Here is a 24813-nt window from a genome sequence, read left to right as displayed (position 1 = left end):
TGTGGATAGAGGCAGCAACAACCGTTCCAAGTGAATCGACTGACTGCATCAAAAACCGTCTTACAGCATGACTTTCGGCCTGTCTGACAAACAATATCACAGGAGGTCACTCACCCATGTACAATATGTTTCATCAAATGCACGCCGGTTCTTGGCTGCTGACGATCGTCTGGTTCATACTAAGCAGTATGTTCCAAGGGCAAAAGGTCACGCCCCTTCTTCAGCGTGTCTTCTATCTCATCATGATCGTCTCCGGTATCTCCATGCTGTCGATATTGGACTTCCCACTCACGCTGGTTGTGAAAGGTTTGTTGGCCTTGGTCATGATCGGGACGATGGAGATTATACTTGCTCGCAGACGTCGGCAAAAAACTACGCTCCCACTGTGGATCATATTCGTCATCATTCTTGTTACTGTAGTCTTAATGGGATTCAACGTCATTTCATTTGAATGATACCGCATATGCAGCAACGCGCAGGAATCGCTTCCTGCGCGTTGTTCGTCATGCACGCTTCTCCCCTAGCAACCCATTCAGCTTCTCCAGCAAATTGCCGCCTCCAGTAAGGGAGATCGTCCCGATTTTCTCGCAAATTTTTTCCAGAAACTCAAGCTCCTTCAAGCGAAACAGCGTCTCGTTCTCATCCATCAGCTTGGCGGTATTCAATAGACTGCGAGTGGAGGCGGTTTCTTCCCTGCGGGTGATGAGGTTCGCCTGTGCCTTCTTCTCCGCTAGCAGCACGGTATTCAATATATCCTTGATTTCTCCTGGCAATATAACGTCTTTCACGCCAGCGGAAAGGAATTGAACGCCGTAGTCCTGGCTGCCATCATTCAACCGGGACAGGACAAACGCTGCGATGTCCTGCTTCATCTTCAGCAGCTCGTCGAGCTTCAGCGTTCCGATATACTCTCGTAGAAGAAGCTGCAATTGGATGTACACTTGCTCCTCGAACGACTTGATCTCCATGGCACGAAGTGGGTTCACGATCTTGTATTGGCACACAAAATTCAAACGTAACGTTACTTTGTCCTCGGTCATCATCTCCTGCCCGGTCATGTCTAACTGCAACTGACGCAAGTCGATCGTCTTCACCGATACCGTAACAGGTCCTTTCCAGAAGTAGTACTTGCCGGGCTTCAACTGCTTCTGCAGTACATTGTTGAAATACAGCATACCTGATTCGTGAGGCATAACCTCCAGTACTTGATAATAAGCGGTCAGCTTCGGCAAGATCACTCGGTCCACTTCCGCAGGCAGCTCTGGATTGCGAATGTCGATCACCGTAAAGGTGTGCTTCTTCAGCCCGTTCCAGAACGCGTATATGCCCGCAGTCAACAGCTCAACAAACTTGCCATCCTCATGATGTAACACATATTCATGATCTTGTACCCGAATCACATCCAGCTCGGATCGCAGCTGCTCGTCGTGCAGGAACAACTGCAAGTCTTTCCCTTCAACCGTAAATGGCTTCGTAATTGATAGAATCGCTACCGTACTGTCGGAAAATGGAGAGAATCGGAATGTACCCGGCTGCAAAAGCTTCTCGTAACTTCCTCTTCGAAATAACAACCCGCGTTCGCCTGTCTGAATCCTAACTTTGGTTAACATATGTATCCTCCTCAAGCAGTCCATAGTCCTGCCTATTCTCTTTTGTGGAATGACCTAACGGGATGGAATCCTCCTGCAGTACGGGCGGAATCTCGCTTAAGAATCAAGGAATACGTCATTCCAACATGCTGCCCATGATCCAGGGAACGGCCCGCCTGCAGCTCATTCTCCTGATTCCTTCTTACATGTTGAAGCAGACTGATTACAAGATATTCGGTATCCGCGGATTGCGAAGCCTTGCCGCAGCGTGCGCATGGTGCCACTGAGGATTCCATTCATTAGGTGCTGCTTAACGTCATAGCTCGATTGAAAGTCGAGAGTCTACCAGAATCGTTGCAATAACGAGTGGGGAATCGAACCCCTTGGTGGTTATGCCGGCATGAGCCGTACAGGATACCCGCATATACAACATACGGGCACTGCGGAACTATATGAAATCCCAGCCTTGGTACTTCACCCGGGACATAAACCCATCTTTAAGATGTTACTATCATCGCTTATTCGGTAGGTATCGAACATGGTGAAAGTATTACGACATGAGAAAAACGACAAAAAAACACCGACCGGAACTTCATCAGTCAGCGCTAACAGATCAGGGGGACTATCGGCGGTTAAACTCCCACTGGACATCAGTCCTGCAAAGATAGTTGTTCATGAGATGAAAGTATCAATCCTAGCAGTTTGTTGATTTTGATAGAGATTAGGGATGGGTCTAGTACACCCTTTATCGCGGAGGCGTATAAATACAGTATGCAATTGAATCAATAAGACATTTGCAGAGGGGGGAGAAGAGTCACGGCAAGATTACTTGATGTGGATTCAATTGCTAAATTACTAGATCACTAGAGAGAGTAGCGAGATCAGTTGCTACTAGATGAGAGGGTTGGATGCTTATGCATGATTTAATGATACTCATTACCATTACTACCTTTTTACTAACCATATCCTTTATTTTTTGGCGCCCCAATGTAAATGAGGCCATACCCGCAACAGTTGGTGCTTTCATCGTATTCCTTAGCGGAAGTGTTTCATTTGCTGATTTAGGAACGATAACCACTACGATAGGTGGAGCCGCTGTCACGATCATGGCAACGATTGTTATGGCCATTGTGTTGGAAAGCTTCGGTTTTTTCCGTTGGGCTGCTGAGAAGTTACTGGATAAGGCAAAAGGATCGGGCATTCGGTTATTTTGGTACACGAACCTACTCTGTTTTCTGATGACGCTCTTCGTTAACAATGATGGCAGCATCTTAATTACAACACCGATCTTGCTCATGTTGCTTCATAATCTAGGACTCAAAAATCATCAAAAAATTCCTTATCTCTTATCAGGCGCTTTAATTGCTACAGCCTCAAGTGCACCCATTGGCGTTAGCAATATTGTGAACCTGATCGCTTTGAAAATTGTGCACATGGACCTGTATATGCATACCGCTATGATGTTCRTCCCTGCTTCATTGGGGCTTGTTCTACTCACAATCCTGCTGTTCGCTTGCTTCTACCGCACACTGCCTCGTAAATTACCCCAAGTCAACTTAGGATATTGGAGTAATCCCAATGGAACGAAAGGTCATCCGCTTAAAGAAAACACGCCGCTTATCCCCAGTGAGAATCAAGGCAAGTTCATGCGTAACATCCTAATCTTCGTATTCTTTGAACGGTTAAGTTTATTCGCAGCGTCATTTATTAACTTTCCTGTTCCAGTAATGGCTATTATCGGTTCCATGCTTTTACTAGCCTGGCGTTGGTACTATTTGAAAATTTCGCCGGTTGACATGATAAAGAAAACGCCCTGGTATATACTCGTATTCGCCTTTAGTATGTACGTCATCATTTATGGACTGCATAATATCGGCTTAACCCAAATGTTAATTCAATTTTTTCAACCTATTGTATCCCAGGATATTCTTCATGCAAGTGTGATGATGGGCATATTGGTTTCCTTCCTATCCAACTTGTTTAATAACCATCCTGCGTTAATGGTAGGAACACTTACCTTAACCAATATGGGTCTTGACCCTCTGACATTAAAAATCTCTTACTTGGCAAGTGTGATAGGCAGCGATATCGGTTCTCTCTTATTACCAATCGGAACGCTGGCTACCTTAATGTGGATGCACATTCTCAAGAAAGGTAAAGTGAAAATTAGTTGGGGGCAGTACTTGAAGGTTACTTCCATCGTCATCCCGATCACGGTCATTTTCACGTTAGTCATATTAGCGTATTGGGTTTCTTGGTTATTTTAAGTGTCCAACATCCTGAATAGGAGGTATTTCATATGAGTGTTCAACTTAGTCCATTCATTGACAAGCAAGTGGAGGTAGTTCTTTCTGGGAATAGCATCCTGATAGGAACATTAATTGATCTTGGATTGGATTTACTAGTCCTCCGACGGGAGCAACGATGTTACTACATCCCATTAGTTCATATACAGAGTCTGAAGGAAGCTGTTTCTCCATCTAATGAAGAGATCACCTTACTCCAAGATCCGTCTATTGAAATAGACAGTCTATCCTTTCGGAAAATACTGAATCATGCAAAAGGAAAGTTTGTTGAGATCTTTGTAACGGGAAACAAGTCCTTCCATGGTTATTTAACAAGTATTATGAATGACTATTTCGTATTCTACTCTCCCCTCTACAAAGCCATGTACGTCTCCATGAATCATTTGAAGTGGTTGATTCCTTACCCGTCTGACGTTACCCCATATACGCTCACAGATCAGACTCAACAAATCAATTCTGCTTCCATCTCCCTGTCCCGAACATTTGCAGAGCAATGCAAAAAACTTGAAGGTAAATTAGTTATATTCGATCTTGGAGAAAAAAACGAGAAAGCGGGCTTGCTTCATCATGTGGATAACGAGATTATTGAACTGATCTACGCCCATGGAGGTAGTGTATATTGGAATGTTCGTCACTTAAAAACAATTACTCTAGTGTAAAAAGCACGAAAAAAAACGACCTTCCAAAATGAAGGTCGATAGAGAAGGTTGGGTATGCAATACTGCACATCACAATTTATGTAGGAATGAAACAATACGTGTGGGTGTTTGCCGCCAACGATCAACGTTGCGCGGCTTGTTCGTTTCGGAGGTGTTTCTTTAGGCGCGATTCTTCAATCGAATGAACGGACACCAGAGACCTTATTTGCTGTTTACACCTCTGTTGCTCGATTGTTACGGACCCAGCGGACCTTATTTAAACAATTTCCATGTGTTTGGGCTCCATTATTGGTACATAAGGTATCCTTGGTCCGATAGAACGTAATTCGGCTTATAAATTAACAAATAGGGGCTTCTGTGTCCGTTCGGATTAATGGTTACTTTTCAAGATGTAATCTAGCGATAGTCCGTGGAACTGCGATTACTGCTGTGATTACTGCTGTAATTGCTGCTGTGATTACTGCTACGGTTACAGCTTCTTCTTCGCTTCTACCTTCGTCTTGAACGCTTCAAGCTTGGCCAAGTAGTTCAGCGCGATGTCGACCTGCAGGTCCATCAACTGCCGACCCTTCTCGGCTGTGCCCGCTTCCGGGAAGCCCCAGTAACCGTCCTCCGTGATCTCGGACGTATCGAAGTAGTCCATGTAATCTTGTGGAACCGTCGTCGGCTCACTCTGTGGACGAATTTCCTTCACCAGCTCAGGCGACAAGGCCAGCATCAAGGACGTTTCGAATTCACCAGCGTGAATATCGTGCTGGGTATGCTCGACAATGGTCGCTGTTCTAGGATCGGGAATGCCCGGTGTGAACAGGAGGATCACCTCCATCCCGGCCTGCTGAGCCGCATACTCCTTATTCAGCTGTCGGATGGCAGGCTTCAGGCTCCAATTCCCTCCGTGGAAGTTAACGACAAGCAGCTTGCGAAACCCGGAGTAGCGCAAAGACTCGGCGATATCTCGTACGATAAGCGCTAGCGTAGTAGATTGCAGGTAGACCGTGCCTTTCACTTCCCGATGCTCGATCGAAGACGTAATCGGGATCACAGGGAGCAGATAAGCGTCCAGTTGCTCGGCAATTCGCTTCGCCAGCTCCTGAGCGAAGATCGTATCCGTCCCGAGCGGCAGGTGGCTGCCGTGTTGCTCCAGCGCTCCGATCGGGAGTACAGCTGTTGTACAGTCGGATTGTTCCAAGTCACGTCTTGTGTTGTACATGGATAACAAGTTCAGCACATCCTTACATATAGATAGGTTAGATTCTTATTTCCATTATACCTGCTGTCCTCTCGGCAACAACTGGCTACGAAATAAAGCCATCTTATCGTCATGTCCTGGATCTTTTATCACAAGCTCATTTTTTACAATTTTCTGATAATTGTTTACACTCTCTTAACATTACCGTGTTACACTCAAGTTAATTCAATCCAGAGGGGGAGTCATATATGGGAGGTTGGATCGTAGTATTTGTGGTTGTGTTTGCAGTCATCATATTTTCAAAAGTGTCGAAGTCTAACAACACACGAGGAAATCGGCGGAACAGCGACTATACAAGCGGCGGGGACAGCTATGCTCACTCTTCATCATCAAGGGACAGCGATTCAGGAAGAAGCGACGATGGTGGTGGCAGCGATGGTGGTGGTGATGGTGGTGGTGATGGTGGCGGCGGTGGAGGAGGAGACTAAACAACAGTCTCCAATTACCCTTTACCCCGCTACTGCTTCCCGCCCGGTACCCTCGTCTTCCATCTGCATATATACGAGCTTCTTGTAAATCGTATCCCCCGCCATCAACTGATCGTGTGTCCCCTGCTCGGCAATGCGCCCCTGGTCCATCACATAGATCAAGTCCGCATTCTGGATCGTGGACAAGCGATGCGCAATAATGATCGTAGTCAAGCCGCTGCGAAGCTCATCGATCTGCTTCTGCACCCGGCGCTCGGTCTCCAGGTCGAGCGATGAGGTGGATTCGTCGAGGATCAGAATCTCCGACCGCTTCAGTAGCGCCCGGGCAAGGGCAAGCCGCTGTTTCTGCCCACCGGACAAGTTAATGCCGCGCTCTCCGAGCTCCGTCTCATAGCCTTGACCAAGCGACTGTACGAAATCGTGAATGCAGGCTTGCTCACAAGCCGCGACCACATCATCTTCCGAATGGCTGCGCCCCATCAATACGTTGTTGCGTATCGTATCTGGGAACAAGTACGGATCCTGGAACACGACGGATAACCGTTCCATCCAAGCTTTTCTCTGGATAGCAATCAAGGGGGTACCGTTCACCCGAATACTACCGCTATTGGGATCGTAGAAACGTGCCAATAGCTGCGCAATGGTAGACTTGCCGCCACCGCTTGTCCCGACGAACGCAACTTTTTTTCCCACCGGAATCGTAATGGAAAGTTGTTCCAGCACATTCCTCGTGTTGTCGGTGTATCGGAAGGAAACCTGATCCAGCTCCAAGCTTGTGATTGGACCCTGAAGCTCTAACTCCCCCTCTGCAACCTGTGGCCCCTGCACGATCCCCCGAATCCGATCCACCATCGCCAGTCTGCTCTGGGCATCCATGGCAAAGGAATATACGTCGTGAATCGCCGTCATTAGCTGTGAAGTGAATTGGTAGATGACGACATACATACCGATCGACAAATCGCCCTGCATGACCAAGTAACCGCCATAGCCAAGTACGATTAAGCTCGCCCCCCATTTGATCGGATCGCTCCAGAACAGCTTCTTGTTCTCCAGTTTGCCTTCCTGTATCACTTTATCGAAGTAGACGGCGAAGTTGTCGTTGTATTTCTTCTGCTCCCACTCCTCGCGGTGAAACGCTATGACTTCGCGGGTAGACGAGACGCCTTCTTCCATGTGCACAAGAAAGTTAGACCTGGCCTCCTGAAGTTCCTTGGATACTTGATGGATGGGCTTGCCGAACTTTTTGCCAAGGACGAGATACAACATGCTGAATACCAGCACGCTCGCCAGGATGATCGGGCTGCTCCAGCCAATAATGACGGACAGCATAACAACCGTCACGACATTAGAGATGCCGTTCGGAACGAATTGCGTAAGCGCCACCGTGGTCCAATTAATGTCATTCGTGAAATAACTGACGTATTTGCCGATCCGTTCGTTGTTGTATACTTGCGTGGGTGTCCGATAAATCGCATTCATGACATCTTGTGTCATCTGACTGAAAATCCGGTACGCATTGACTCGCCCCGTATGCGTCCACAGCACACCGAACAGTGTAGAACAGCCGATCGCGACCGCAAACCACATTAGTGTCCAAGGCAGCAGTTCATACTGCGACTTCAGGAATATATCGTCGATGACGACTTTTTGTGCAGCCGTTACGGCAATCCCCGCGCACGTGGCTAACAGCAAATAACACAGCCCTAATACAAAGCCCTTTCTATAGTGGAGGATGTAGCTCTTCATCCAAAGCACGTTTTTCAAACCGAATGCCCCCTTGTCCCCGCAGTAGAAGCAGCAAAAGAAGCTGTAGCGGTAACAGTTACGTTCTCATGCTTCCCACTCACATGCTGCTCTTCCTCCTCTTGAAAATGACGGACTGCCAACCGATAGAACGACCCTTTCATATTCATTAACTCCTCATACGAACCGACTTCCGCCGCTTTTCCTTCCTCGATCAGGACAATCCGGTCATAATCCTTTACCGTGGACAACCGATGGGCTACAGCAACAGTCGTACGTCCGACAAGCAGTTCGTCCAGTGCATGCTGCACTTCTTTCTCGCTCACATTGTCCAAGGCAGAAGTCGCTTCATCGAGCAGCACGATTGAAGGATTCTTGAGGAACATCCGGGCAATAGCAACGCGCTGCCGCTGTCCGCCAGACAACTTAATCCCCCGCTCGCCAACCAGCGAGTCATACCCTTCCGGAAATTGCATAATGAAGTCGTGCGCATGAGCAGCCCGCGCGGCCTCTACGATCTCTTCCTCTGTCGCCTCAGGGTTGCCGAAACGAATATTCTCCCGAACAGTCGTGCCGAATAGGTATGTATCCTGAAATACGAAGCCGATTGAATTCCTCAACTGCCGGAAAGAGAGCTCCTGAAGCGGTACACCATCCAACAGCACTTCACCTTCGCGTGGATCATAGAACCGCCCGATCAGCTTAAGCACCGTCGACTTTCCGTTACCACTCGTCCCTACCAAGGCAACTCGTTCCCCCTTGCGGATCTGCAGATCGAAGTCCTTCAGAATCGAGGGATTGTTCCCATAGCCGAAGCTCACTTCGCGAAATCCGATATCCCCCTTGATACCCGGCAGTTCGCGAAGATGCTCCGCTTCTACAACTTCCGGATTGAGCTCAAGGAACTCGTACAGAGCTTCCGCTTGCGAGACTACGATCCGCTGTTCCGTAATGACTGTGACCAGCGAGGTCACGGTTCGCATGAAGAGCAAGTAGTATAGAATGAACGCCACGAACTCTCCCACCGTCAACGCGGCAGTCTGAACGTCCTTGGCCCCGAACCAGAATAATACTACAAGTCCAAGCGACGTCGTCATCCCCCGCAAATTGTAACAAAGGTACATGTTGAAAGAATATTTCACTATGAGATGGATAATGTGACGGGTGGCCGCCATTAGCCTCCCCATATCCCAACCTTCAGCCGAGTGCGCCCGGAGCTCGGTAACCGCCGACACACTGTCGTAAATTTTTTTATTGTACAGCAATCGATACGTCTTGGTCGCACTTATGTACTTGGAGCCTTGATGCTGGAAATAAGGACTTATAACGTAGTACAACAGGAAACACGGGATCGTAAGTAAGCTCAGCTTCACGTTCGTGGTTAGCATGACGACGCCGAACAATAGCAGCATCAAGATGCGCTGGACCATCTCCGGGAATAACCATCTATACAGCTGTTGGACCGCCGCTACTTCCGTATTGAGCAGCGAAAGCGTTTTGCCGACCGGATTTTGTTCATGATAAGCGAACCCCATCAAGCGCAAGTGCCGGAACAAGACGAACTGCAAATCTTTACYGGCCTGCATCGAGAAGATACGCTGCAGCAAATTCCGGGCAGCGGTCAACGCGATCATAACGACGATGAAGCACACAACGATGGAGAACATAATGAGCAACAACCGCGTGTCGCGATTCGGCACCACATCGTCGACGACCACTTGCAGAAACTTCGGAACGGTGAGCTCGGAGAACGAAATGACGAGTCCACAGACGATGAAAAGTATCAGCTGCAGACGGTAGTGGGTCAGGAACGAAATGGCCCAACGGTAGACGCGGAATGATTTCATCGTTCTCTGCGCAAGTGAGGTTGTCTGTTCAGGCGGAGTTGGGTTGGACATCGGTGGCCTGCCTTTCTAGGAGTATGTACCTGTATTACAGGTGTATTATTGATTATTAACATATTATGGAATGCAAGTATGGTTTGTCAACGGGAAAATTAAATAGAAAAAAGCGGATGCCCCTGAGGCTCCGCTTCAACAAGTTCATGTTACTCCCTTTCTTCGGCCACCCCGTCATCCTCCGTGTTCACCATATACTCGGCCACTTTCGTTAGTCGCTCACTAAACCATTGCCGCGCGAACCCCTCAAGGCCAATGTCGTCCATCGCTTCATTCATACAGCGTAGCCATGCTACCGCTCTTATCCACATCACGATATACTTTTGGATAGAACGCCTCCACCAATCTGCTTATTGTCGGCGCCCTGCCGATCGCTTCGTACAATGTTTCTGTTGGGTGTTGTTCCAGGTGTTCCACTATCCTTTCACCAGAGGGCTTGGCGTTTGAATAAGCAAGAGTATACTGTCTTCTAGCGCCTCAACGGAATGTTCCACGTTCGGTTCAAGGCTTATGATTTGGTTGGCCTGAAATAATACTTCCTCTTCCGCTGTGAACCGGACCTGCCCACAAACTAGCAACAGCAGGATGTGACTGGATGTTTTATGCTTCTGTAAAACCTTTCCTTTGGGGAAGGAGAACTGCACTACTTTGGAAACTTGATTATCCAGGATCGGTTGGACGAAATGATCGCTAAATGATAACTGAACGAGTTGCATATTTGACCTCCGATACGATGATTTCACTATCTAAACTACCTGATCTGGAACAAGATTGTTGTGATCTGCGTCACACTTGCTCCTTGTCTTTTTTGATAGGATGGAGAATGAAACCCATTTCACTTGAAAGAGGAGTGAACCAGATGGCCGTCGATCTCGACGCTGCTGCCCAAACGACGTCTTACCTCCGAAGATTGTTCATATTTGAAAACTTAGCTGAACAAGAGTTGGCTATGTTAGCTTCTACGATCCAATCGAAACTGCTCCAGAAAGGGGAAAACATGATTCGGGATGGCGAACGTTCCGATTCGCTATATCTCGTCATTCAAGGGATGGTTAAACTATCCAAAAATTCCGCTGGCGGGGAAGAACAAATTTTGCGTTTTCTTTTTTCGGGGGACTTTTTCGGGCAGCTCGCTGTGTTGCTTGATATTCCGCACAACGCCAATGCCGAGGCTATCGAGGTTTCTGTCGTCTATCAAGTGCCCAAACATGAATGGAAGCAACTCTTAGTAAGGAATCCAGATGTGACGTACAGATTATTCCTAGCAGTAAGTGAGCAATTGCATCAAGCTGATGAGTGGCTGGGAGCCATGAGCCTATTAGAAGTTGAACATCGCGTAGCCAAAATATTAGATTTTCTCCATAACAAAAGACCAAGTGCATATGGTGCACATGACATACTTGTAGCCAAAAAAGAGTTGGCCGCCATGATCGGGATCACTCCAGGAACCTTAAGCGGGAAGTTGGCATATCTGGAGGAACTGAACATCATTGCCTTGAAGAACAGGAAAATCCGCGTACTGGACCCTCTCCGATTAAGTCGCTTAGCAGGCCAATCCTTTTATTAGCTACATCAACCTCAGTGAGCCATTCCTGGCTTTCTGAGGTTTTTTATACCCCTTCGCATTTCAACCACGGATTCGCAAGTGATGACATAGTCATCAAATGACCAGTGCTCTATGAATTGCCGATTGTCGCCAACGTCTGGCACTCCCTATACTGAAGCCGAATCGAATCTGAATTGCGTTTACTGGGAGGGCAGGATGAAAGAACAAATCGATGTGCTAGTAATAGGCACCACATTCGCTGCCCGTGTAGGTTTTTCCTTGCAGAAAAAAGAAGTTTTATCGTCTCAAGCGCCGAAGCAGCCGATATCCCTTACGTACGCCTTCCAGAACGAAATCGGGTACCGGAACGGGCCGTCGGAGCAGCAGAGGCGCATATACAACATGGTAAGCTTTTTTGATGTCCTCCCACATTCCACACGATTCCCGTTTCAAAAAATCCGAAACATCGACAACCTTGCCGCGCCCTTGATCAACCATCACATTTTTACCGTGAATGTCGTGGGGATGAAGGCCCCGTTCCCTCGCGTAGTCGAGCGCTTCATCAATATCTAGGATCGCCTGCTTCGGGATGCGGATACCTCGGCTTAAGCAATCAAATAAAGTTACGCCATGCAACCTCTTAAGAATCAAGAAGCCTGCCCCAGCATGATAACAGTCAGAATAGGCTGGGTGATTGCCCAGACGATGATACACTTCCACTTCATCCTCCACCCCGCGTCGTCCAGGCGCATACACCTTCACCACACGCTCTGGATCGTCCGGGTGAACGAAGACGGCCGCATAATTGCCCTTCCCTAGCAGTTGCCACGGCTTCGGAACGAAGCTTACATTTACGGGATTCTGCGAATGCGGGCTATCGATCACCAATCGGGGCAGCAGTTCGGTTTCTACGGCATGTATCAAAGTTTGCATAGTTCCTTCTCTCCCAGACTAGTAGCTATATAGTTTCACTGCGATTCCAGACAAAAATACCACAGAGACCATTGTAGCATTATACGGTTCATTTCTATTATCCATCTAAATATTTACAACCATCTCGACAGTTTCCCTAGATTTCGACATTATCGATATGGTAACTTTTGTAACTGTTAGCGTTCAACTTACGGAAATCGATCTATTAAGTGACATATGCGTTCCTAAAGGGATGGAGTGATCAAATCGATGAAGACGTATATGCTACATGTTTACTTAATAGTAATGGTTGGGCGGGTGCAGTCGATCCTGAAAGCTCGGGTAATACGGTTGATGTAAGACGCAGCAACGTCCCTCTTCATCGTCTTGATGAAGCAGGGACGTTGTTGTCTACTGCATAAGTCTTATGGCAGCCTCGTGCCGCGACACTACACACTCGAACGGCTAGATCAGTTTCTTGATCCGCTTCTCCAGCTCATCTCGATTGAGGAGATGAAGGACTTCGACAATCTTCCCATTCCGGTCAATCAGGAAGGTCATGGGGATAGCAGATACTTTGTACAGATCCGTCCCGACTCCGTCCGGGTCCAGCAGGATCGGGAAGGTCAAGCCAAACTGCTTCACCTTGTTCAGCGCCAGCTTCTCTTCATCGTGGAAAGTCGCGTTGACGCCATATATATCCACTTGTTCTCCATATTGCTCGTATAGTGATTGAAGGTCGGGCAGCTCTTCCTGGCAAGGTATACACCACGACGCCCAATAGTTCAACACGAGCGGCTTGTCACGCGGCCCTCCTACTGCAAGGGTCTGACCATCAGGCTTCAACAACTGTAAGGCTGGCGCAGCGAATCCGGGTTTCGGCGAGCCTTCTGATGGCACTGCATCCTTCTTGGCTACATAGTGCTGATAGAGCGAAGCTCCGATCAGCAGCAGGATGACGATAGCTATAATTCCATTGCGTTGTCGTTTCATATCGATACTCCCGTCCGTCTTGAAGCTGCCATCCAGTCGTGTGGTTCAATCGCGAGCATTTGTTATGCGGATCAGCAGCTTCCGCCTATGCCTGGCAATGCTTTCAGCTGAATGCCGTGAGGAGTGGCGCCTACCTTGATTCGATCCACTACTTCCCGTGTCGTGGTGTCGATAACAGCAATCTCATCCGATCCACTGAGGGTCACATATGCCTTGGTCTGTTGGCGATTGAACGTAATATGCTTCGCCCCGCTGAGGCCGGTTAATGTCTTGACTACAGTCTTCGTCTTCAGATCTACGAACGCCACCGCGTTGCCTTCCATGCCGGTGACGAGAGCCGTTGCTCCGTCTTCCGTCACGACAACATCAGTCGCTCCCTCCACAGTCTCAATCTTGGACAGCACAGCTCCAGTGTCCGTGTTGTACACTTCAAGTGTCTTGCCCTTCGCCGTTGGCGCATAAAGCGTCTTCCCGTCATCGCTAAGCTTGATCGCCCGCGGAATGCCGCCTGTCGCCAATGTCAGCTCAACTTGCTTCGAACGCAAGTTCACGGCATATATCTTGTTGTTCTCGTGATCGCTGACATACAGGCGGTTGCCGAACAGTGCTAGATAGTTCGTCTTCGCACCTGGCCCTAGATCGATCGTACCGGCTTCCTTGCCTTCCTTCGTATCGACGATATAGACGAACTGATCGGCCACGGCAGCTACGTAGAGCATCTTATTATCCGGCGACAGTGCCATACCGTGTGGCATCGGTCCGACCGGTACTTCCTTCTCGACCTTCAACGTCTGCGTATTCACGATCGAGACCGTGCTGCTGTTCATGTTAGCGACATACGCTTCACGCATCGTGCTGGAGAATATGACGGTCGAAGGCGCATCAGACACAGGCACTTTACATATGCGCTTGCCGGACACGACATCAATGATTGAAAAGCTGTTTTCCTTCTCACTAGGAACGTATAGTTGAATGCTTGTAAGTTTCCCGGCTTCCGGACAAGCTGCAGCAGCCTCGCTGCCATTTCGTGCTGATCCACCATTCAATCTCTCAGCTGCTTCCTGCTTCGTTTCCATGGCGCAAGCGCTTGTGAAGAGCAGTAATGCCATCATCCATATTCCCGTTAAAATTAGCTTCCTCTGTGTCATTCTGGGTGAATCCCCCTTCTTTAGATCCCTGAAAAATTAATCATTGTAAACCAATAGGAATTGATGTTATTATACAAAGGATCAAGGAATACGGCAAGAAACATTTTATTAGACGAAAGGGGCTCAACCTCAATGAAACTCAAATTATCTATGCTGCTGCTCGCTCTCTTAATCGTGCTGACGGCTTGCTCAGAGAAACCGTCGACAACGACGACCAATGCCGGTACGCCTGCAGGGTCACCTGTTAAGGGAGATACGAAAGCTACGAACACATATCCAAACGCACAGCTGTTGGCAGATGTGAAGTGGGTGGAAGAACACGCGAAGGATGCGAACGTACGTATACTCGACGTGCGCTCCAAGGGATATGAGGCCGGCCACATTCCCGGCGCGATCGCGTTTAACTCCGGACAACTCAAGGATACGAAGAACAACACGATCGTAGACAAGGATAAATTCACCGAACTATTCCGCAATCTTGGCGTGAACGCTGACACAACTGTATTGCTTTATGATGAAGGCAACGGTAATGGGGCGACTCGGGTATTTTATGCGTTAGAATATTATGGCCTGAAAGACAAGGTTAAAGTGTTGAACGGCGGCTTCCCGGCTTGGCAAGCAGCAAGCAAAGAAGTATCCGTTGATGTGCCGACTGTTGCAACCAAAGGTCAATTCACAGCCGTTCCAAACGATAAGCTCATCACGACCAAGGAAGAACTGCAAAAGCTTGATTTGAAAGGCTGCGTGCTGCTTGACGTGCGTTCCGCCAAAGAATTTTCCGGTGAAGATCTTCGCGGTAATAAGAACGGCGGTCATTTGAAATCGGCCGTCAATAAAGAGTGGAGTGACGCGATCGATCAGAACGCCGCTGACGGTGTGCCAAAATTCAAAAACTACCCAGAGCTGAAAGCTCTTTACGAAAATGTAGGCGTCGTGAAAGACAAAACGATCGTTCCTTACTGCCAGACGAACATCCGCGGTGCCCATACTTACTTCACCCTTAGATTGTTGGGCTATTCGGATGTAGCACCTTATGAAGGCGCATGGGCGGAATGGGGCAATGCAGACGATACCGAAATCGTGAAGTAACAGGAGACGGAGGAACAACAGCATGACACAACTCATCGAGGGCATCCCTCATCTGGATTCCAAGCAACTACGTGATTTGCTCGGTCAAGCCGACCGTTCGACGATCGTTATCGATGTCCGCGAACCGGAAGAATATGAAGTTGCTCATATCCCGGGCATCCCGCTCATCCCAATGGGCGATATTATCGACTTGCTGGAAACGATGGATACGACGAAGGAATACGTCTTCGTCTGCCGCAGCGGACGGCGTAGTCTCGAAGTGAGCAAATTTTTCTTATCCAATGGATTCGATCGGGTGCACAACCATCTGGGCGGCATGCTCGATTGGCAATCGTCCGGGTTGGAAACGACGACAGGACTTGAAGAGGGCCCCCCTCTTTCTACATCAAAATTATAATTAAGAAGGAGCAACCAACTATGAGCTTATCGGAGCAGCAGTTGCTAGAGTTGAAGACCGACCACATCATTGACGCGATCGGCGAAGTTTGCCCGCATACATTGAATTTGGCCTTGGCTGGCTTGAAGAAAGCGAAGTCCGGCGAGATCGTTGTCGAGATTACGGACCACTCCATCGCGACCAAGACGATTCCGGCAGCCGTGAAGATGAACAAATACGGCGAATTCCTCGGCGTGGCGAAGAAAAACGGCAATTATCATATTTTCATTCGAAAAGCTTAACCGTAACTAGACACAGGTAAGAAAGGATTACACAATGGCATATACATGGGATGTCTTTTTACTTGCAGGCGCATTCGGTTTCTTCTACGGCTTCCTGCTGCAAAAGGCGGACTTCTGCTTCGTTGCCTCGATTCGAGATTGGATCAGCGTCCGTGATACGCGCATCTTGAACGGCGTTATCGTCCTGATCGCTACCTCCCTGCTCGGCTGGGGCTTAGTGCTAACGCTCGGATTGAGGGACGTATCGGAGTTGTGGGTCGTTCCTCTCGGAGGAGCGAATCTGCTCGGCGGTTTGCTGTTCGGTATCGGTATGACGATCGCCGGAGGATGCGGCTCAGGAACGCTGTACCGCTGCGGAATGGGCTATGTGCAGTTCTGGATCGTCCTGCTCTTCGCCATTATCGGCAATCTGCTGTTCGCCTTCCTCTACGATCCATGGGGTCGCGATACGCTTGAACCGCTGACTGTTGTTGACAAAGGATATACGCTGTATTCGTGGCCGCTACCGTTCTGGGTTGTGCCCGTTGCCATCGTAGCGATTATCGTAGGCATCTCGCTCTATCGTTTCGGATGGGCATCATTCTGGAATGGCGTACGGGAGTCGCTGACGGATTGGGAGCGTAACCCGCTGCGTCAAAGCCACTGGGATATTCGCCTTGTGGCGTTCCTGATCGGCCTCGTCGCTATCGTCCAATTCGTGCTGATGTCGAACGTCGGCATTACCGGGCCGGAGACACGCATTGGTGCAACGGCACTATCCTTGCTGTTCGGGGAAGACCTCGTGACGAACAACACGTACTTGAATGCGCTGTTCGCCGACTTTCCTCGTATCGGGCTCGGGCCTGAGGAGACACTCGTGATCTTCCTCGTCGTCGGCGCCTTTGCCTCTTCCCTGTTGAGCGGGAGCTTCAAGCTCCGCTTCCCGCGGAAGTCGCGGCTGCCCTACGCAATCGGCGGCGGGCTCATAATGGGTATTGCTTCGCGCATCGCGCCCGGCTGCAACATCGCCAACATCATCACCGGCGTGGGCGGACTGTCGCTAAGCAGCGTGCTTGTCCTGCTCGGCATGGCGGTTGGCGTCTTCATCGGCGTCGCCTATATATTCAAGATGCCCTTGCTGCTGTTCCAGCGAGACGCGGACATGTAAGAAAAAAGGGCTTGACCGGAATATCTGGTCAGGCCCTTCTTGTCATTATTCATTCTCTTCTAGGAGTCTGTCTGGCGATTTGATTTTCGTGAATATGGATTCATTGGGTTATGGAGGGAAGAGGGAATGGTACGTAGAGTTTACGGCCGCCTTTGAAATCTTGGCCCAACCACGACTTGATTACAATCCAAGGGCCATGATTTCAACAGCGGTGGAGTACCATCCCTTTCCCGCAATAACTGTAACAATGAATCCATATTCACGGATTTGCTTTCGTCGGACAAGCTTCTAGCTCCCTCACATCAAGCCCAATGCTCTCTTCCCCGCCTCGAGTACCTGCACGATTCGGTCCACGTCATACACGCTGCCGCGCCAAGTGCCTCCGCTGACCGACTGCAGCGCCGCCCACAAGCGGGTATCGTCCGGCAAGCCGGGGTCGGGCGCAAGATCGGGATGGGGCGCACGCCCAGCCAACACGGCGGCCCCCTCTTCTGGCGACAAACGATGCCCCGCATCCCCGATATAATCCAGACTGCCCGTCAACTGCCTGCAGTCGATCGTCAGGCTGACAATGTCGCCGTCTCTCAGCTTGCCCACCGGTCCGCCGGCCAGCGCTTCCGGCCCGATATGACCGATACACGCCCCCGTCGAGACTCCGGAGAACCGGGCATCGGTAATGAGGGAAACATGCTTGCCATAGGAGGAATGCTTCAAGGCTGACGTCAGCTGATACGTCTCCTCCATCCCCGTGCCGGAAGGCCCGCGCCCGATCAGCGCCATGATGTCTCCGGCCTTGATCTTCCCGGACTTGATCGCTGCAATCGCGGAGCGCTCAGTTGTGTACACCTTTACTGGACCCGTATGACGGTACACGCCATCTTCCCCCACAACCGACGGATCGATTGAGGTGGATTTGATTACGGCGCCCTCTGGAGCGAGATTCCCGGTCGGGAACGTAACCGTTGACGTCAATCCACGAGCAGCAGCCCGTTCCGGGCTCATGATGACCGTATCCGGGTCAATCCCGTCCACCGTGAGCAGACGCTCCCTCATCTTCTTACGTCGGGGCGAATGCTCCCACCAGTCGAGCACTTCTCCCCACGTGGACCCGCTAACAGTCATCACCGACTCGTCGATCACCCCTAGCTTGCGCAGGTGGAGCATCACCTCAGGAACGCCTCCAGCGAGAAACACCCGAACGGTCGGATGATGGACAGGTCCATTCGGCAGCACGCTCACTAACCGTGGTACCTTACGGTTGACAGCACTCCAGTCTTCCACGGTCGGTAGCGGCAGTTGTGCCGCATGAGCGATGGCTGGTATGTGCAGCAGCAAATTCGTAGAGCCGCCGAAGGCCGCATGCACAGCCATGGCGTTGGCGATGGCTCCTTCCGTCACGATGTCGCGGATGCGGGTCCCGCGCTTCTCCATCGTGATCACGGCTCGCGCAGACTGCCGGGCCAGCTCCAGCCACACCGGCTGGCCGGACGGGGCCAGTGCCGCATGCGGCACCGTAAGCCCCAGCGCCTCGGCGACCACTTGCGCCGTTGCGGCTGTGCCGAGGAACTGGCAGCCGCCGCCGGGGGATGCACAGGCGCGGCAACCGAGATCGGCCGCGTCCTCCAGGCTGAGCTCCCCTGCTGCATAGCGAGCGCCGATCGTCTGGACCTTACCGGCGTCTTCACCTGACTCCGGCGGGAGCGTGACTCCGCCCGGCACGAGCACAGCCGGCAAGTCCAGCATGGAGGCAAGAGCGATCATCATCGCGGGCAGCCCCTTGTCACATGTAGCGACGCCTATGACTCCCTTACGCGTAGGCAGCGAGCGGATCAACCGGCGAAGAACAATCGCGGCATCGTTGCGGTAAGGCAAGGAGTCAAACATGCCAGTTGTGCCTTGTGTACGACCGTCGCACGGATCGCTCACAGCTGCAGCGAACGGTACGCCTCCATGTGAAGAGATCTCTTCCGCAGCCGCTTTGGCCAACAGTCCGATCTCCCAATGACCCGTATGGTAACCAAGCGCAACCGGCTGACCATCGTCGCTACGTATGCCACCCTGTGTACTAAGAATTAACACTTGCTTGCCCAGCAGACGTGACGGCTGCCAGCCCATCCCCACGTTCTGGGACATACCGAACAGATCGCCACTTGGGCTGTCCGTTAGTAATTCAGGCGTCAGAGGCAGCTGTCCCTGAGGCCCCGGAGCGTTTGTCCGAATGTCGTACAGCCGTTCATCATCCGGCCCCAACACTTCTTCAAATTCAGATGAACCGGAACTCATCGCCACATCGCCATCCCATCTCATTCCCCTATTTTCACTAAGCCTTTACGAATACGGTTTTCACATCGGTGAAAAATTCAATCGCAGCTTGCCCTTGCTCCCGTGAATGCGAGCTGGACTGTTTCATCCCGCCGAACGGAGCTTGCAACTCAACGCCAGCGGTCTCAGCATTAATTCGCACGAGGCCGGCTTCCATATCCCGGATAAAGGTAAGCATGCGTCCGATATCCTTTGTGTAGATCGAAGCGCTCAGCCCGTACTCGACATCGTTAGCCAGTTGAACAGCCTCTTCCAGCGTATTCGCCGGAATAAGCGTGAGAACGGGCCCGAATATTTCCTCCTGAGCAATTCTCATGTCCGAAGACACACCATCGAATACCGCCGGTTCCACAAAATAGCCGTGGGCCAGCGCCCCTTCTTCCCGTCTTGAACCGCCGTACAGCAGTTGTGCGCCTTCTTCAACGCCAAGCTGAACGTATTGCAGTACCGTATTCATCTGTTTTTCGCTCACGCAAGGTCCAAGCCAAGATCCTGCATCCATCCCGTTGCCAACCGTCAATTGCTTCACCTTCGCAAGCAGCTTCTCCTTGAACGGCTCATACACTTGCCGCATGACGATAACTCGACTCGTAGCCGTACATTTCTGTCCGGTGGAACGGATACCGCCGCTGACCGTCGCTTCAACAGCTAGATCAAGATCAGCGTCATCAGCGATGAGGATCGGGTTTTTGCCGCCCATCTCGAGCTGGTACTTAATGCCGCGCGCGAGCGCCGCTTGCCCGACAGACTTGCCTACTTCATTCGAACCTGTGAATGTGATTCCTCTTATTTCCGGATGCTCGACAAGAGCTGGCCCGATCAAGGAACCGCTACCCGTAACGAGGCTCACTACCCCAGCCGGGAAACCAGCTTCAGCCAGGCACTCCATTAATTTGACCGCGGTCACCGATGTTTCCAGAGCCGGCTTCAGCACCACACAGTTGCCATAGACGAGCGCAGGCGCCATCTTCCATATGGGAATCGCAACCGGGAAATTCCATGGGGCAATGACTCCTACAACACCAAGCGGCACCCGCGTCGTGAACATCAGCGCCTCGCTGTCCGTAGACGGGATGACATCCCCTACCTTGCGCATGCCTTCTCCCGCATAATACCGCAGGATGGCGACACCACGAGCCGTCTCCCCCTTCGCTTCGGGGTACGTCTTGCCCATCTCGCGGGTCATCGTCTCGGCGACTTCCTCTAATCTCCGCTCCAACGCATTGGCCGCTTTATACAGCAGTTCTCCTCTTGCTGCCCCCGACATGTGCTTCCATACGAGACTGGCTTGTTTCGCAGCAGTTACCGCTCGGTCCACATCCTCCTTGTTAGACAGCTGGACGTGACCTACCACCTGACGTCGATCAGCAGGATTCAGGCTTGGAACCGTCTTCCTGCTTGAAGAAACGATCCATTCCCCCGCTATATAGTTCGAATAAGTGTTTCCCTCTGCAAATGTGCTCATGCTTCATGACCTCCCCTTACTTCATTAACGAGCGTCCCTAGGCTGGAGATGGAAATCTCAACACGATCTCCGTCTCTTAGGGTGAAATCATTCGGTGGAACGATACAAGTTCCTGTCAATAAGACTGTCCCTTCGAACAGATCGTTGTCACGCTTCAGAAATCCGACCAACTCTTCGAGCCTGCGCTTCAACTGCCCCGTACTGGCGGTCCCTTCAAAGTGGAGCGTACCCTCACGGTAGATACAGCAGCTGATCTGCAACGCATACGGGTCCGGCACGGCTTCTGCCAGTCGAATCGCTGGGCCTATGGAACAGGAACGACTCCATATCTTAGCTTGTGGCAAATATAGCGGATTCTCCCCTTCGATATCGCGGCAGCTCATATCGTTGCCGATCGTGTACCCGACAATCGTTCCTTCGATGTCGAGCACCAGCCCCAGCTCCGGCTCTGGTACTTGCCAGTTGGAGTCACTCCTCAGACGAACATAGTCACCAGGGCCAACGGTTCTCGCTGCCGTTGATTTCATGAACAGCTCCGGCCTCACGGCGTCATACACTTTATCGTAAAATGTAGCTGCATCAAGCCGCCCTTCCGTCGCTTCATAATTCCGCGCCTCGCGACTCTTCTGGTACGTGACGCCAGCCGCCCATACTTCCGGAGCTTCGATGGGTGTAAGCAATTGGAGCGTTGATATACCCGTCAACTCCACAGCCTGACCTTGTTGCAAGTAGTCCTGAATCCATTGCATAGGGGATTGATTCGCAGCAGCAGCCTTACGAAGCAGCTCGAACATATGTCCGAATGGTAGCCCACACATCTCACCGCTATCCAGTTGAGCAGCTAACTGGACCGTACCATGCTCATTTTTCAATCTTACCAGATTCATGTAAGCGCCTCCATTTAGACTATAATATTAACCACTGTTCCATCAACGTGACTGAATTCGATAACCCAGAACAGCGGAGATTGCATCGGCTTCACCTTGAATCGACCGTACGTACTCTTCCAGTTGATCCTCGCTTACACTTGCCACCATCGTAGAAATACTGATAGCCGCCGCAACTTCTCCCCCATATTGGCGAATAGGAACTGCAGCGCAGCGAACACCTAGTTCATTTTCTTGATCGTCCACAGCATAACCTTGAGTCCGTACTTGATCGAGCACAAGCATAAAAGCATCATGGTCTGTAATCGTGAATGGAGTTTGTTGGACGTACTGGTAGCCTATCAGCAGCCTCTTCAACGTCTCCCCCTCGCGAAAAGCAGCCAGCACTTTCCCAACGGCACTGCTGTGCAAAGGAATTCTTCGTCCAATGCGAGAGTAGCGGATGGCCGCAAGCGCACCTTCTACTTTCTCAATATAGACACCCTCTTGACCGTCCAGAATGACCAAATGCACCGTCTGTCCTGTCCGACTGGAGATCGCCTTCATATGCGGTAAGGCTATCGTTCGGATGTCCATCGAGCCTAGCACAAGTCCACTCTTGACCAGAAATGTCAGGCCGAGCTTATACTTACCGGTGTCCGCATCCTGAGCGATATACCCGTGCATCATCAGCGTCTTGAGCAAGGAATGAACCGTGCTCTTATGCAAGCCCACCTGCTCGCTGATTTCTGTTATTTTCAGAGAAGGGGTAGCTTCCGTGAATAAATCGATGATTCTCATTGCTCGATCAATAGCTTGAATGATGGGCATGTTCGATTAATGACCTTTCTCAAAACACAGTTTTATAATATAAAACAAATTCAATAGTTATAATTATACCGAACCCGGAAAGTATTGACAATACCATAAGTTAGAAGAAAATAAAGTTGTAGTGAGTAAATAAAGTATTAGGCTGGCGATGAACCATTAACGGGCAGATTTCTTTAGTGTAACCTTTGAAGGAATTAGTAGTATTTATGAAGAAATTGGTAATAACATAAAGGGGGAGAAAGCAAAATGTCATATGTTAAAGTGCTTAATGAAGGTTATGTACGGCTAGTAGATCACATGGGATCCGATTTAACTGTCGTTAATGCAGCTCGTGTCTCATATGCAAAGGAATCATTAGAGCTTAGTGAGAGAGATATAAAACTCATTAAGTTTCTAGCTCGTGAAGGCCATACCTCACCCTTTCGGCATGCTGTAGCACAGTTTGAGGTGTACGCGCCACTAATGGTCGCAAGACAATGGTGGAAGTATGTAGTTGGTTCGGCTCATTATGAAGGCACTGGCGATAGTTTAGATGCCTGGAACGAATCGAGTCGCCGTTACATAACCGAAGAGCCAGTTTTTTATACCCCAAATGCGGATGAATGGAGATCAAAGCCCGAGAACTCCAAACAGGGCAGTGGAGACATAATTTCCTGGGAACTTGGTGAGAAACATACACAGGAATTGTTGGCATATATCGAACTAGGGATGAAAAAGTATGAGCAGGCATTGGCAGATGGAATTTGCGCTGAACAAGCTCGGTTGTTCTTACCCTCATATGGAATGTATGTCCGTTGGTATTGGACCGCATCCGTTCAATCGGTTGCTAATTTCTTGGTACAACGATTAGAACATGATGCTCAAAAAGAAATACAGGACTACGCAAAGGCTGTCTTAGAACTAATCAAATCAATTTACCCAACTTCTCTTGAACAACTAGTTTCTAAAGAAAAGCTGGAGCATTGAACTATCGGGTACAATAGTTCAATCAATGCATTCAAGGCAGCCGCGGGATAATAGGCTGCCTTTTTCATTGAAGTAACGGGCACGATCGTGCAGCGGACTGACCATGGGCTTTTAAAATGAGATAGGATTAGTGATTGTCATATATCATTAATAAGGTATTATTCAAGGTGAAGGTCTATTTTGAAATTTGGAGGAAACATGTATGGAGGATATTAACAAGTTTGCTTGGATTGGGGATTCGATACTGCGGAAACCTGTCAAAGGAGTCGTCGTACAATTTCATGGGTTAGGATATTCGCAGATGAAAAAGGAGCCAACTATCGATGAGTTGGAGTTGGCGGATGCGGGGGCATTAAACGTGTTTCCTTACTATGGTCCATGGTCATGGATGAATCGTGAAGCCTGTACAACCGTGGATGTATTGATCGATCGCGTGTACGAAGAGTTCGATCTGGACGATCAAATACCTTTGATTCTTAGAGGGGGAAGCATGGGTGGAGGAAGCGCACTCGTGTATACACGATACGCTAAGCGCCCTGTCGCTGCATGTGCAGCCAACTGTCCGGTTGCGGATCTACCGTTCCATTCAACCGAGAGAGACGATCTCCCCCGTACCATACATAGTGCTTTCGGCCATTACATCGAACCATTGGAGCAAGTGCTGCAGGAGCATTCACCGGTACATCTGGTAGGATCACTTCCCGACATCCCTTATTTAATTGTCCATGGTGATCGAGATATGGCCGTCAATAAGGAACGGCATTCCGATGTCTTGGTTCACCGAATGAGGGAACGTGAATTACAGGTGGAATATATAGAAGTAAGCGGCATGGGTCACTGCACATTCACGGATTACAGCGCTTACCGCAGAATGATGGATTTTATCCGATCATTTTTATAACGAAGCTGTTGATGATGTTTATTGTGTCATATAAATGAATCTGTCACAGCACTCTACACATGTGGAGTGCTTAATAT

At 49.9% G+C, this 24813-nt stretch carries 24 protein-coding genes; 11 read left to right on the top strand and 13 right to left on the bottom strand.

The features are described 5' to 3' along the window. Positions 1–116: 116 nt before the first annotated feature. The gene (locus tag AC1DWB_RS16595) at positions 117–455 is read left to right on the top strand and encodes a DUF1516 family protein (RefSeq protein WP_477542187.1); all 339 of its coding nucleotides are present in this window, start codon (positions 117–119) and stop codon (positions 453–455) included. Positions 456–503: 48 nt separating this feature from the next. On the opposite strand, the gene AC1DWB_RS16590 is transcribed toward AC1DWB_RS16595, so the two are convergent. Further along, positions 504–1610 carry a slipin family protein gene (locus tag AC1DWB_RS16590; RefSeq protein ID WP_477542186.1) on the bottom strand — a complete coding sequence of 369 codons (1107 nt, stop codon included), beginning with the start codon at positions 1608–1610 and terminating at the stop codon, positions 504–506. An 893-nt stretch (positions 1611–2503) separates the two neighbouring features. Between AC1DWB_RS16590 and AC1DWB_RS16585 the strand changes: the two genes are divergently transcribed. Together AC1DWB_RS16585 and AC1DWB_RS16580 are read left to right on the top strand one after the other, a co-directional pair. Next, positions 2504–3856 carry an arsenic transporter gene (locus AC1DWB_RS16585; RefSeq protein ID WP_477542185.1) on the top strand — a complete coding sequence of 451 codons (1353 nt, stop codon included), beginning with the start codon at positions 2504–2506 and terminating at the stop codon, positions 3854–3856. 32 nt (positions 3857–3888) lie between these two features. Beyond that, positions 3889–4554: a DUF2642 domain-containing protein gene (locus tag AC1DWB_RS16580; RefSeq protein ID WP_477542184.1), complete on the top strand. Its 666-nt coding sequence runs from the start codon at positions 3889–3891 to the stop codon at positions 4552–4554. Between the two features lie 469 nt (positions 4555–5023). Here the strand turns inward: AC1DWB_RS16580 and AC1DWB_RS16575 are convergent, their stop codons facing one another. Continuing rightward, positions 5024–5764: a creatininase family protein gene (locus tag AC1DWB_RS16575; RefSeq protein ID WP_477542210.1), complete on the bottom strand. Its 741-nt coding sequence runs from the start codon at positions 5762–5764 to the stop codon at positions 5024–5026. 227 nt (positions 5765–5991) lie between these two features. Between AC1DWB_RS16575 and AC1DWB_RS16570 the strand changes: the two genes are divergently transcribed. Beyond that, a complete protein-coding gene (locus AC1DWB_RS16570; RefSeq protein WP_477542183.1) occupies positions 5992–6231 on the top strand; it encodes a hypothetical protein in 240 nt (79 codons plus the stop codon). Between the two features lie 21 nt (positions 6232–6252). Here the strand turns inward: AC1DWB_RS16570 and AC1DWB_RS16565 are convergent, their stop codons facing one another. The 4 genes from AC1DWB_RS16565 to AC1DWB_RS16550 all read right to left on the bottom strand — a co-directional run bounded on the left by AC1DWB_RS16565 (position 6253) and on the right by AC1DWB_RS16550 (position 10588). Next, positions 6253–7986: an ABC transporter ATP-binding protein gene (locus AC1DWB_RS16565; RefSeq protein ID WP_477542209.1), complete on the bottom strand. Its 1734-nt coding sequence runs from the start codon at positions 7984–7986 to the stop codon at positions 6253–6255. Between the two features lie 5 nt (positions 7987–7991). Then, complete coding sequence (locus AC1DWB_RS16560) at positions 7992–9872, bottom strand: ABC transporter ATP-binding protein (RefSeq protein ID WP_477542182.1); 1881 nt, start codon at positions 9870–9872, stop codon at positions 7992–7994. Between the two features lie 149 nt (positions 9873–10021). Beyond that, positions 10022–10150, bottom strand: a complete 129-nt coding sequence (locus tag AC1DWB_RS16555; protein WP_477542181.1) for a hypothetical protein — start codon at positions 10148–10150, stop codon at positions 10022–10024. Positions 10151–10288: 138 nt separating this feature from the next. Then, positions 10289–10588, bottom strand: coding sequence for a cupin domain-containing protein (locus AC1DWB_RS16550; protein ID WP_477542180.1), 300 nt, complete (start codon positions 10586–10588; stop codon positions 10289–10291). 2 nt (positions 10589–10590) lie between these two features. Between AC1DWB_RS16550 and AC1DWB_RS16545 the strand changes: the two genes are divergently transcribed. Next, positions 10591–11439: a Crp/Fnr family transcriptional regulator gene (locus AC1DWB_RS16545; protein WP_477542179.1), complete on the top strand. Its 849-nt coding sequence runs from the start codon at positions 10591–10593 to the stop codon at positions 11437–11439. A gap of 276 nt (positions 11440–11715) precedes the next feature. Here AC1DWB_RS16545 and AC1DWB_RS16540 read toward each other — a convergent pair whose 3' ends face one another. From AC1DWB_RS16540 to AC1DWB_RS16530, 3 genes are all read right to left on the bottom strand, one after another. Then, positions 11716–12351: a serine/threonine protein kinase gene (locus AC1DWB_RS16540; RefSeq protein ID WP_477542178.1), complete on the bottom strand. Its 636-nt coding sequence runs from the start codon at positions 12349–12351 to the stop codon at positions 11716–11718. Between the two features lie 444 nt (positions 12352–12795). Beyond that, positions 12796–13323, bottom strand: a complete 528-nt coding sequence (locus AC1DWB_RS16535) for a TlpA family protein disulfide reductase (RefSeq protein WP_477542177.1) — start codon at positions 13321–13323, stop codon at positions 12796–12798. A gap of 71 nt (positions 13324–13394) precedes the next feature. After that, a complete protein-coding gene (locus AC1DWB_RS16530) occupies positions 13395–14471 on the bottom strand; it encodes a YVTN family beta-propeller repeat protein (protein WP_477542176.1) in 1077 nt (358 codons plus the stop codon). A gap of 132 nt (positions 14472–14603) precedes the next feature. On the opposite strand from AC1DWB_RS16530, the gene AC1DWB_RS16525 reads away from it, so the two are divergent. The 4 genes from AC1DWB_RS16525 to AC1DWB_RS16510 are packed head-to-tail and all read left to right on the top strand — an operon-like array spanning position 14604 to position 17385. Beyond that, entirely contained in the window at positions 14604–15560 is a 957-nt protein-coding gene (locus AC1DWB_RS16525; RefSeq protein WP_477542175.1) for a sulfurtransferase, read from the top strand. Positions 15561–15582: 22 nt separating this feature from the next. Beyond that, on the top strand, positions 15583–15957 hold the full coding sequence (locus tag AC1DWB_RS16520; RefSeq protein ID WP_477542174.1) for a rhodanese-like domain-containing protein: 375 nt from the start codon (positions 15583–15585) through the stop codon (positions 15955–15957). Positions 15958–15977: 20 nt separating this feature from the next. Beyond that, positions 15978–16238: a sulfurtransferase TusA family protein gene (locus AC1DWB_RS16515; RefSeq protein WP_477542173.1), complete on the top strand. Its 261-nt coding sequence runs from the start codon at positions 15978–15980 to the stop codon at positions 16236–16238. Between the two features lie 34 nt (positions 16239–16272). Further along, positions 16273–17385 (top strand): YeeE/YedE family protein, encoded by a 1113-nt coding sequence (locus AC1DWB_RS16510; protein WP_477542172.1) that lies wholly within the window; start codon positions 16273–16275, stop codon positions 17383–17385. A 297-nt stretch (positions 17386–17682) separates the two neighbouring features. On the opposite strand, the gene AC1DWB_RS16505 is transcribed toward AC1DWB_RS16510, so the two are convergent. The 4 genes from AC1DWB_RS16505 to AC1DWB_RS16490 are packed head-to-tail and all read right to left on the bottom strand — an operon-like array spanning position 17683 to position 22869. After that, positions 17683–19668, bottom strand: coding sequence for a YjhG/YagF family D-xylonate dehydratase (locus AC1DWB_RS16505; RefSeq protein ID WP_477542208.1), 1986 nt, complete (start codon positions 19666–19668; stop codon positions 17683–17685). 37 nt (positions 19669–19705) lie between these two features. Further along, positions 19706–21172 carry an alpha-ketoglutaric semialdehyde dehydrogenase GucD gene (gucD, locus tag AC1DWB_RS16500; protein ID WP_477542171.1) on the bottom strand — a complete coding sequence of 489 codons (1467 nt, stop codon included), beginning with the start codon at positions 21170–21172 and terminating at the stop codon, positions 19706–19708. Next, positions 21169–22059 carry a fumarylacetoacetate hydrolase family protein gene (locus AC1DWB_RS16495; protein ID WP_477542170.1) on the bottom strand — a complete coding sequence of 297 codons (891 nt, stop codon included), beginning with the start codon at positions 22057–22059 and terminating at the stop codon, positions 21169–21171. Before AC1DWB_RS16495 ends, gucD begins: the two co-directional genes overlap by 4 nt. Positions 22060–22101: 42 nt before the next feature. After that, on the bottom strand, positions 22102–22869 hold the full coding sequence (locus AC1DWB_RS16490) for an IclR family transcriptional regulator (RefSeq protein WP_477542169.1): 768 nt from the start codon (positions 22867–22869) through the stop codon (positions 22102–22104). A 246-nt stretch (positions 22870–23115) separates the two neighbouring features. Here AC1DWB_RS16490 and thyX point away from each other — a divergent pair, with 246 nt between their 5' ends. Together thyX and AC1DWB_RS16480 are read left to right on the top strand one after the other, a co-directional pair. Then, complete coding sequence (gene thyX, locus AC1DWB_RS16485; protein ID WP_477542168.1) at positions 23116–23835, top strand: FAD-dependent thymidylate synthase; 720 nt, start codon at positions 23116–23118, stop codon at positions 23833–23835. Between the two features lie 202 nt (positions 23836–24037). Continuing rightward, positions 24038–24736 carry an alpha/beta hydrolase family protein gene (locus AC1DWB_RS16480; RefSeq protein ID WP_477542167.1) on the top strand — a complete coding sequence of 233 codons (699 nt, stop codon included), beginning with the start codon at positions 24038–24040 and terminating at the stop codon, positions 24734–24736. Positions 24737–24813 lie beyond the last annotated feature (77 nt).

Source organism: Paenibacillus sp. P4_E11 (assembly GCF_056401635.1).
The sequence above is the reverse complement of the archived record's forward strand: the minus strand, read 5'-3'. Positions and strand labels throughout refer to the sequence as shown.

Coding starts and splice junctions, on each gene's coding strand:
- AC1DWB_RS16595 (WP_477542187.1), top strand. CDS start 117: ATGTACAATATGTTTCATCAAATGCACGCCGGTTCTTGGCTGCTGACG.
- AC1DWB_RS16590 (WP_477542186.1), bottom strand. CDS start 1,610: ATGTTAACCAAAGTTAGGATTCAGACAGGCGAACGCGGGTTGTTATTT.
- AC1DWB_RS16580 (WP_477542184.1), top strand. CDS start 3,889: ATGAGTGTTCAACTTAGTCCATTCATTGACAAGCAAGTGGAGGTAGTT.
- AC1DWB_RS16575 (WP_477542210.1), bottom strand. CDS start 5,764: ATGTACAACACAAGACGTGACTTGGAACAATCCGACTGTACAACAGCT.
- AC1DWB_RS16570 (WP_477542183.1), top strand. CDS start 5,992: ATGGGAGGTTGGATCGTAGTATTTGTGGTTGTGTTTGCAGTCATCATA.
- AC1DWB_RS16555 (WP_477542181.1), bottom strand. CDS start 10,150: ATGAATGAAGCGATGGACGACATTGGCCTTGAGGGGTTCGCGCGGCAA.
- AC1DWB_RS16550 (WP_477542180.1), bottom strand. CDS start 10,588: ATGCAACTCGTTCAGTTATCATTTAGCGATCATTTCGTCCAACCGATC.
- AC1DWB_RS16540 (WP_477542178.1), bottom strand. CDS start 12,351: ATGCAAACTTTGATACATGCCGTAGAAACCGAACTGCTGCCCCGATTG.
- AC1DWB_RS16535 (WP_477542177.1), bottom strand. CDS start 13,323: ATGAAACGACAACGCAATGGAATTATAGCTATCGTCATCCTGCTGCTG.
- AC1DWB_RS16530 (WP_477542176.1), bottom strand. CDS start 14,471: ATGACACAGAGGAAGCTAATTTTAACGGGAATATGGATGATGGCATTA.
- AC1DWB_RS16525 (WP_477542175.1), top strand. CDS start 14,604: ATGAAACTCAAATTATCTATGCTGCTGCTCGCTCTCTTAATCGTGCTG.
- AC1DWB_RS16520 (WP_477542174.1), top strand. CDS start 15,583: ATGACACAACTCATCGAGGGCATCCCTCATCTGGATTCCAAGCAACTA.
- AC1DWB_RS16515 (WP_477542173.1), top strand. CDS start 15,978: ATGAGCTTATCGGAGCAGCAGTTGCTAGAGTTGAAGACCGACCACATC.
- AC1DWB_RS16510 (WP_477542172.1), top strand. CDS start 16,273: ATGGCATATACATGGGATGTCTTTTTACTTGCAGGCGCATTCGGTTTC.
- AC1DWB_RS16505 (WP_477542208.1), bottom strand. CDS start 19,668: ATGAGTTCCGGTTCATCTGAATTTGAAGAAGTGTTGGGGCCGGATGAT.
- gucD (WP_477542171.1), bottom strand. CDS start 21,172: ATGAGCACATTTGCAGAGGGAAACACTTATTCGAACTATATAGCGGGG.
- AC1DWB_RS16495 (WP_477542170.1), bottom strand. CDS start 22,059: ATGAATCTGGTAAGATTGAAAAATGAGCATGGTACGGTCCAGTTAGCT.
- AC1DWB_RS16490 (WP_477542169.1), bottom strand. CDS start 22,869: ATGCCCATCATTCAAGCTATTGATCGAGCAATGAGAATCATCGATTTA.
- thyX (WP_477542168.1), top strand. CDS start 23,116: ATGTCATATGTTAAAGTGCTTAATGAAGGTTATGTACGGCTAGTAGAT.
- AC1DWB_RS16480 (WP_477542167.1), top strand. CDS start 24,038: ATGGAGGATATTAACAAGTTTGCTTGGATTGGGGATTCGATACTGCGG.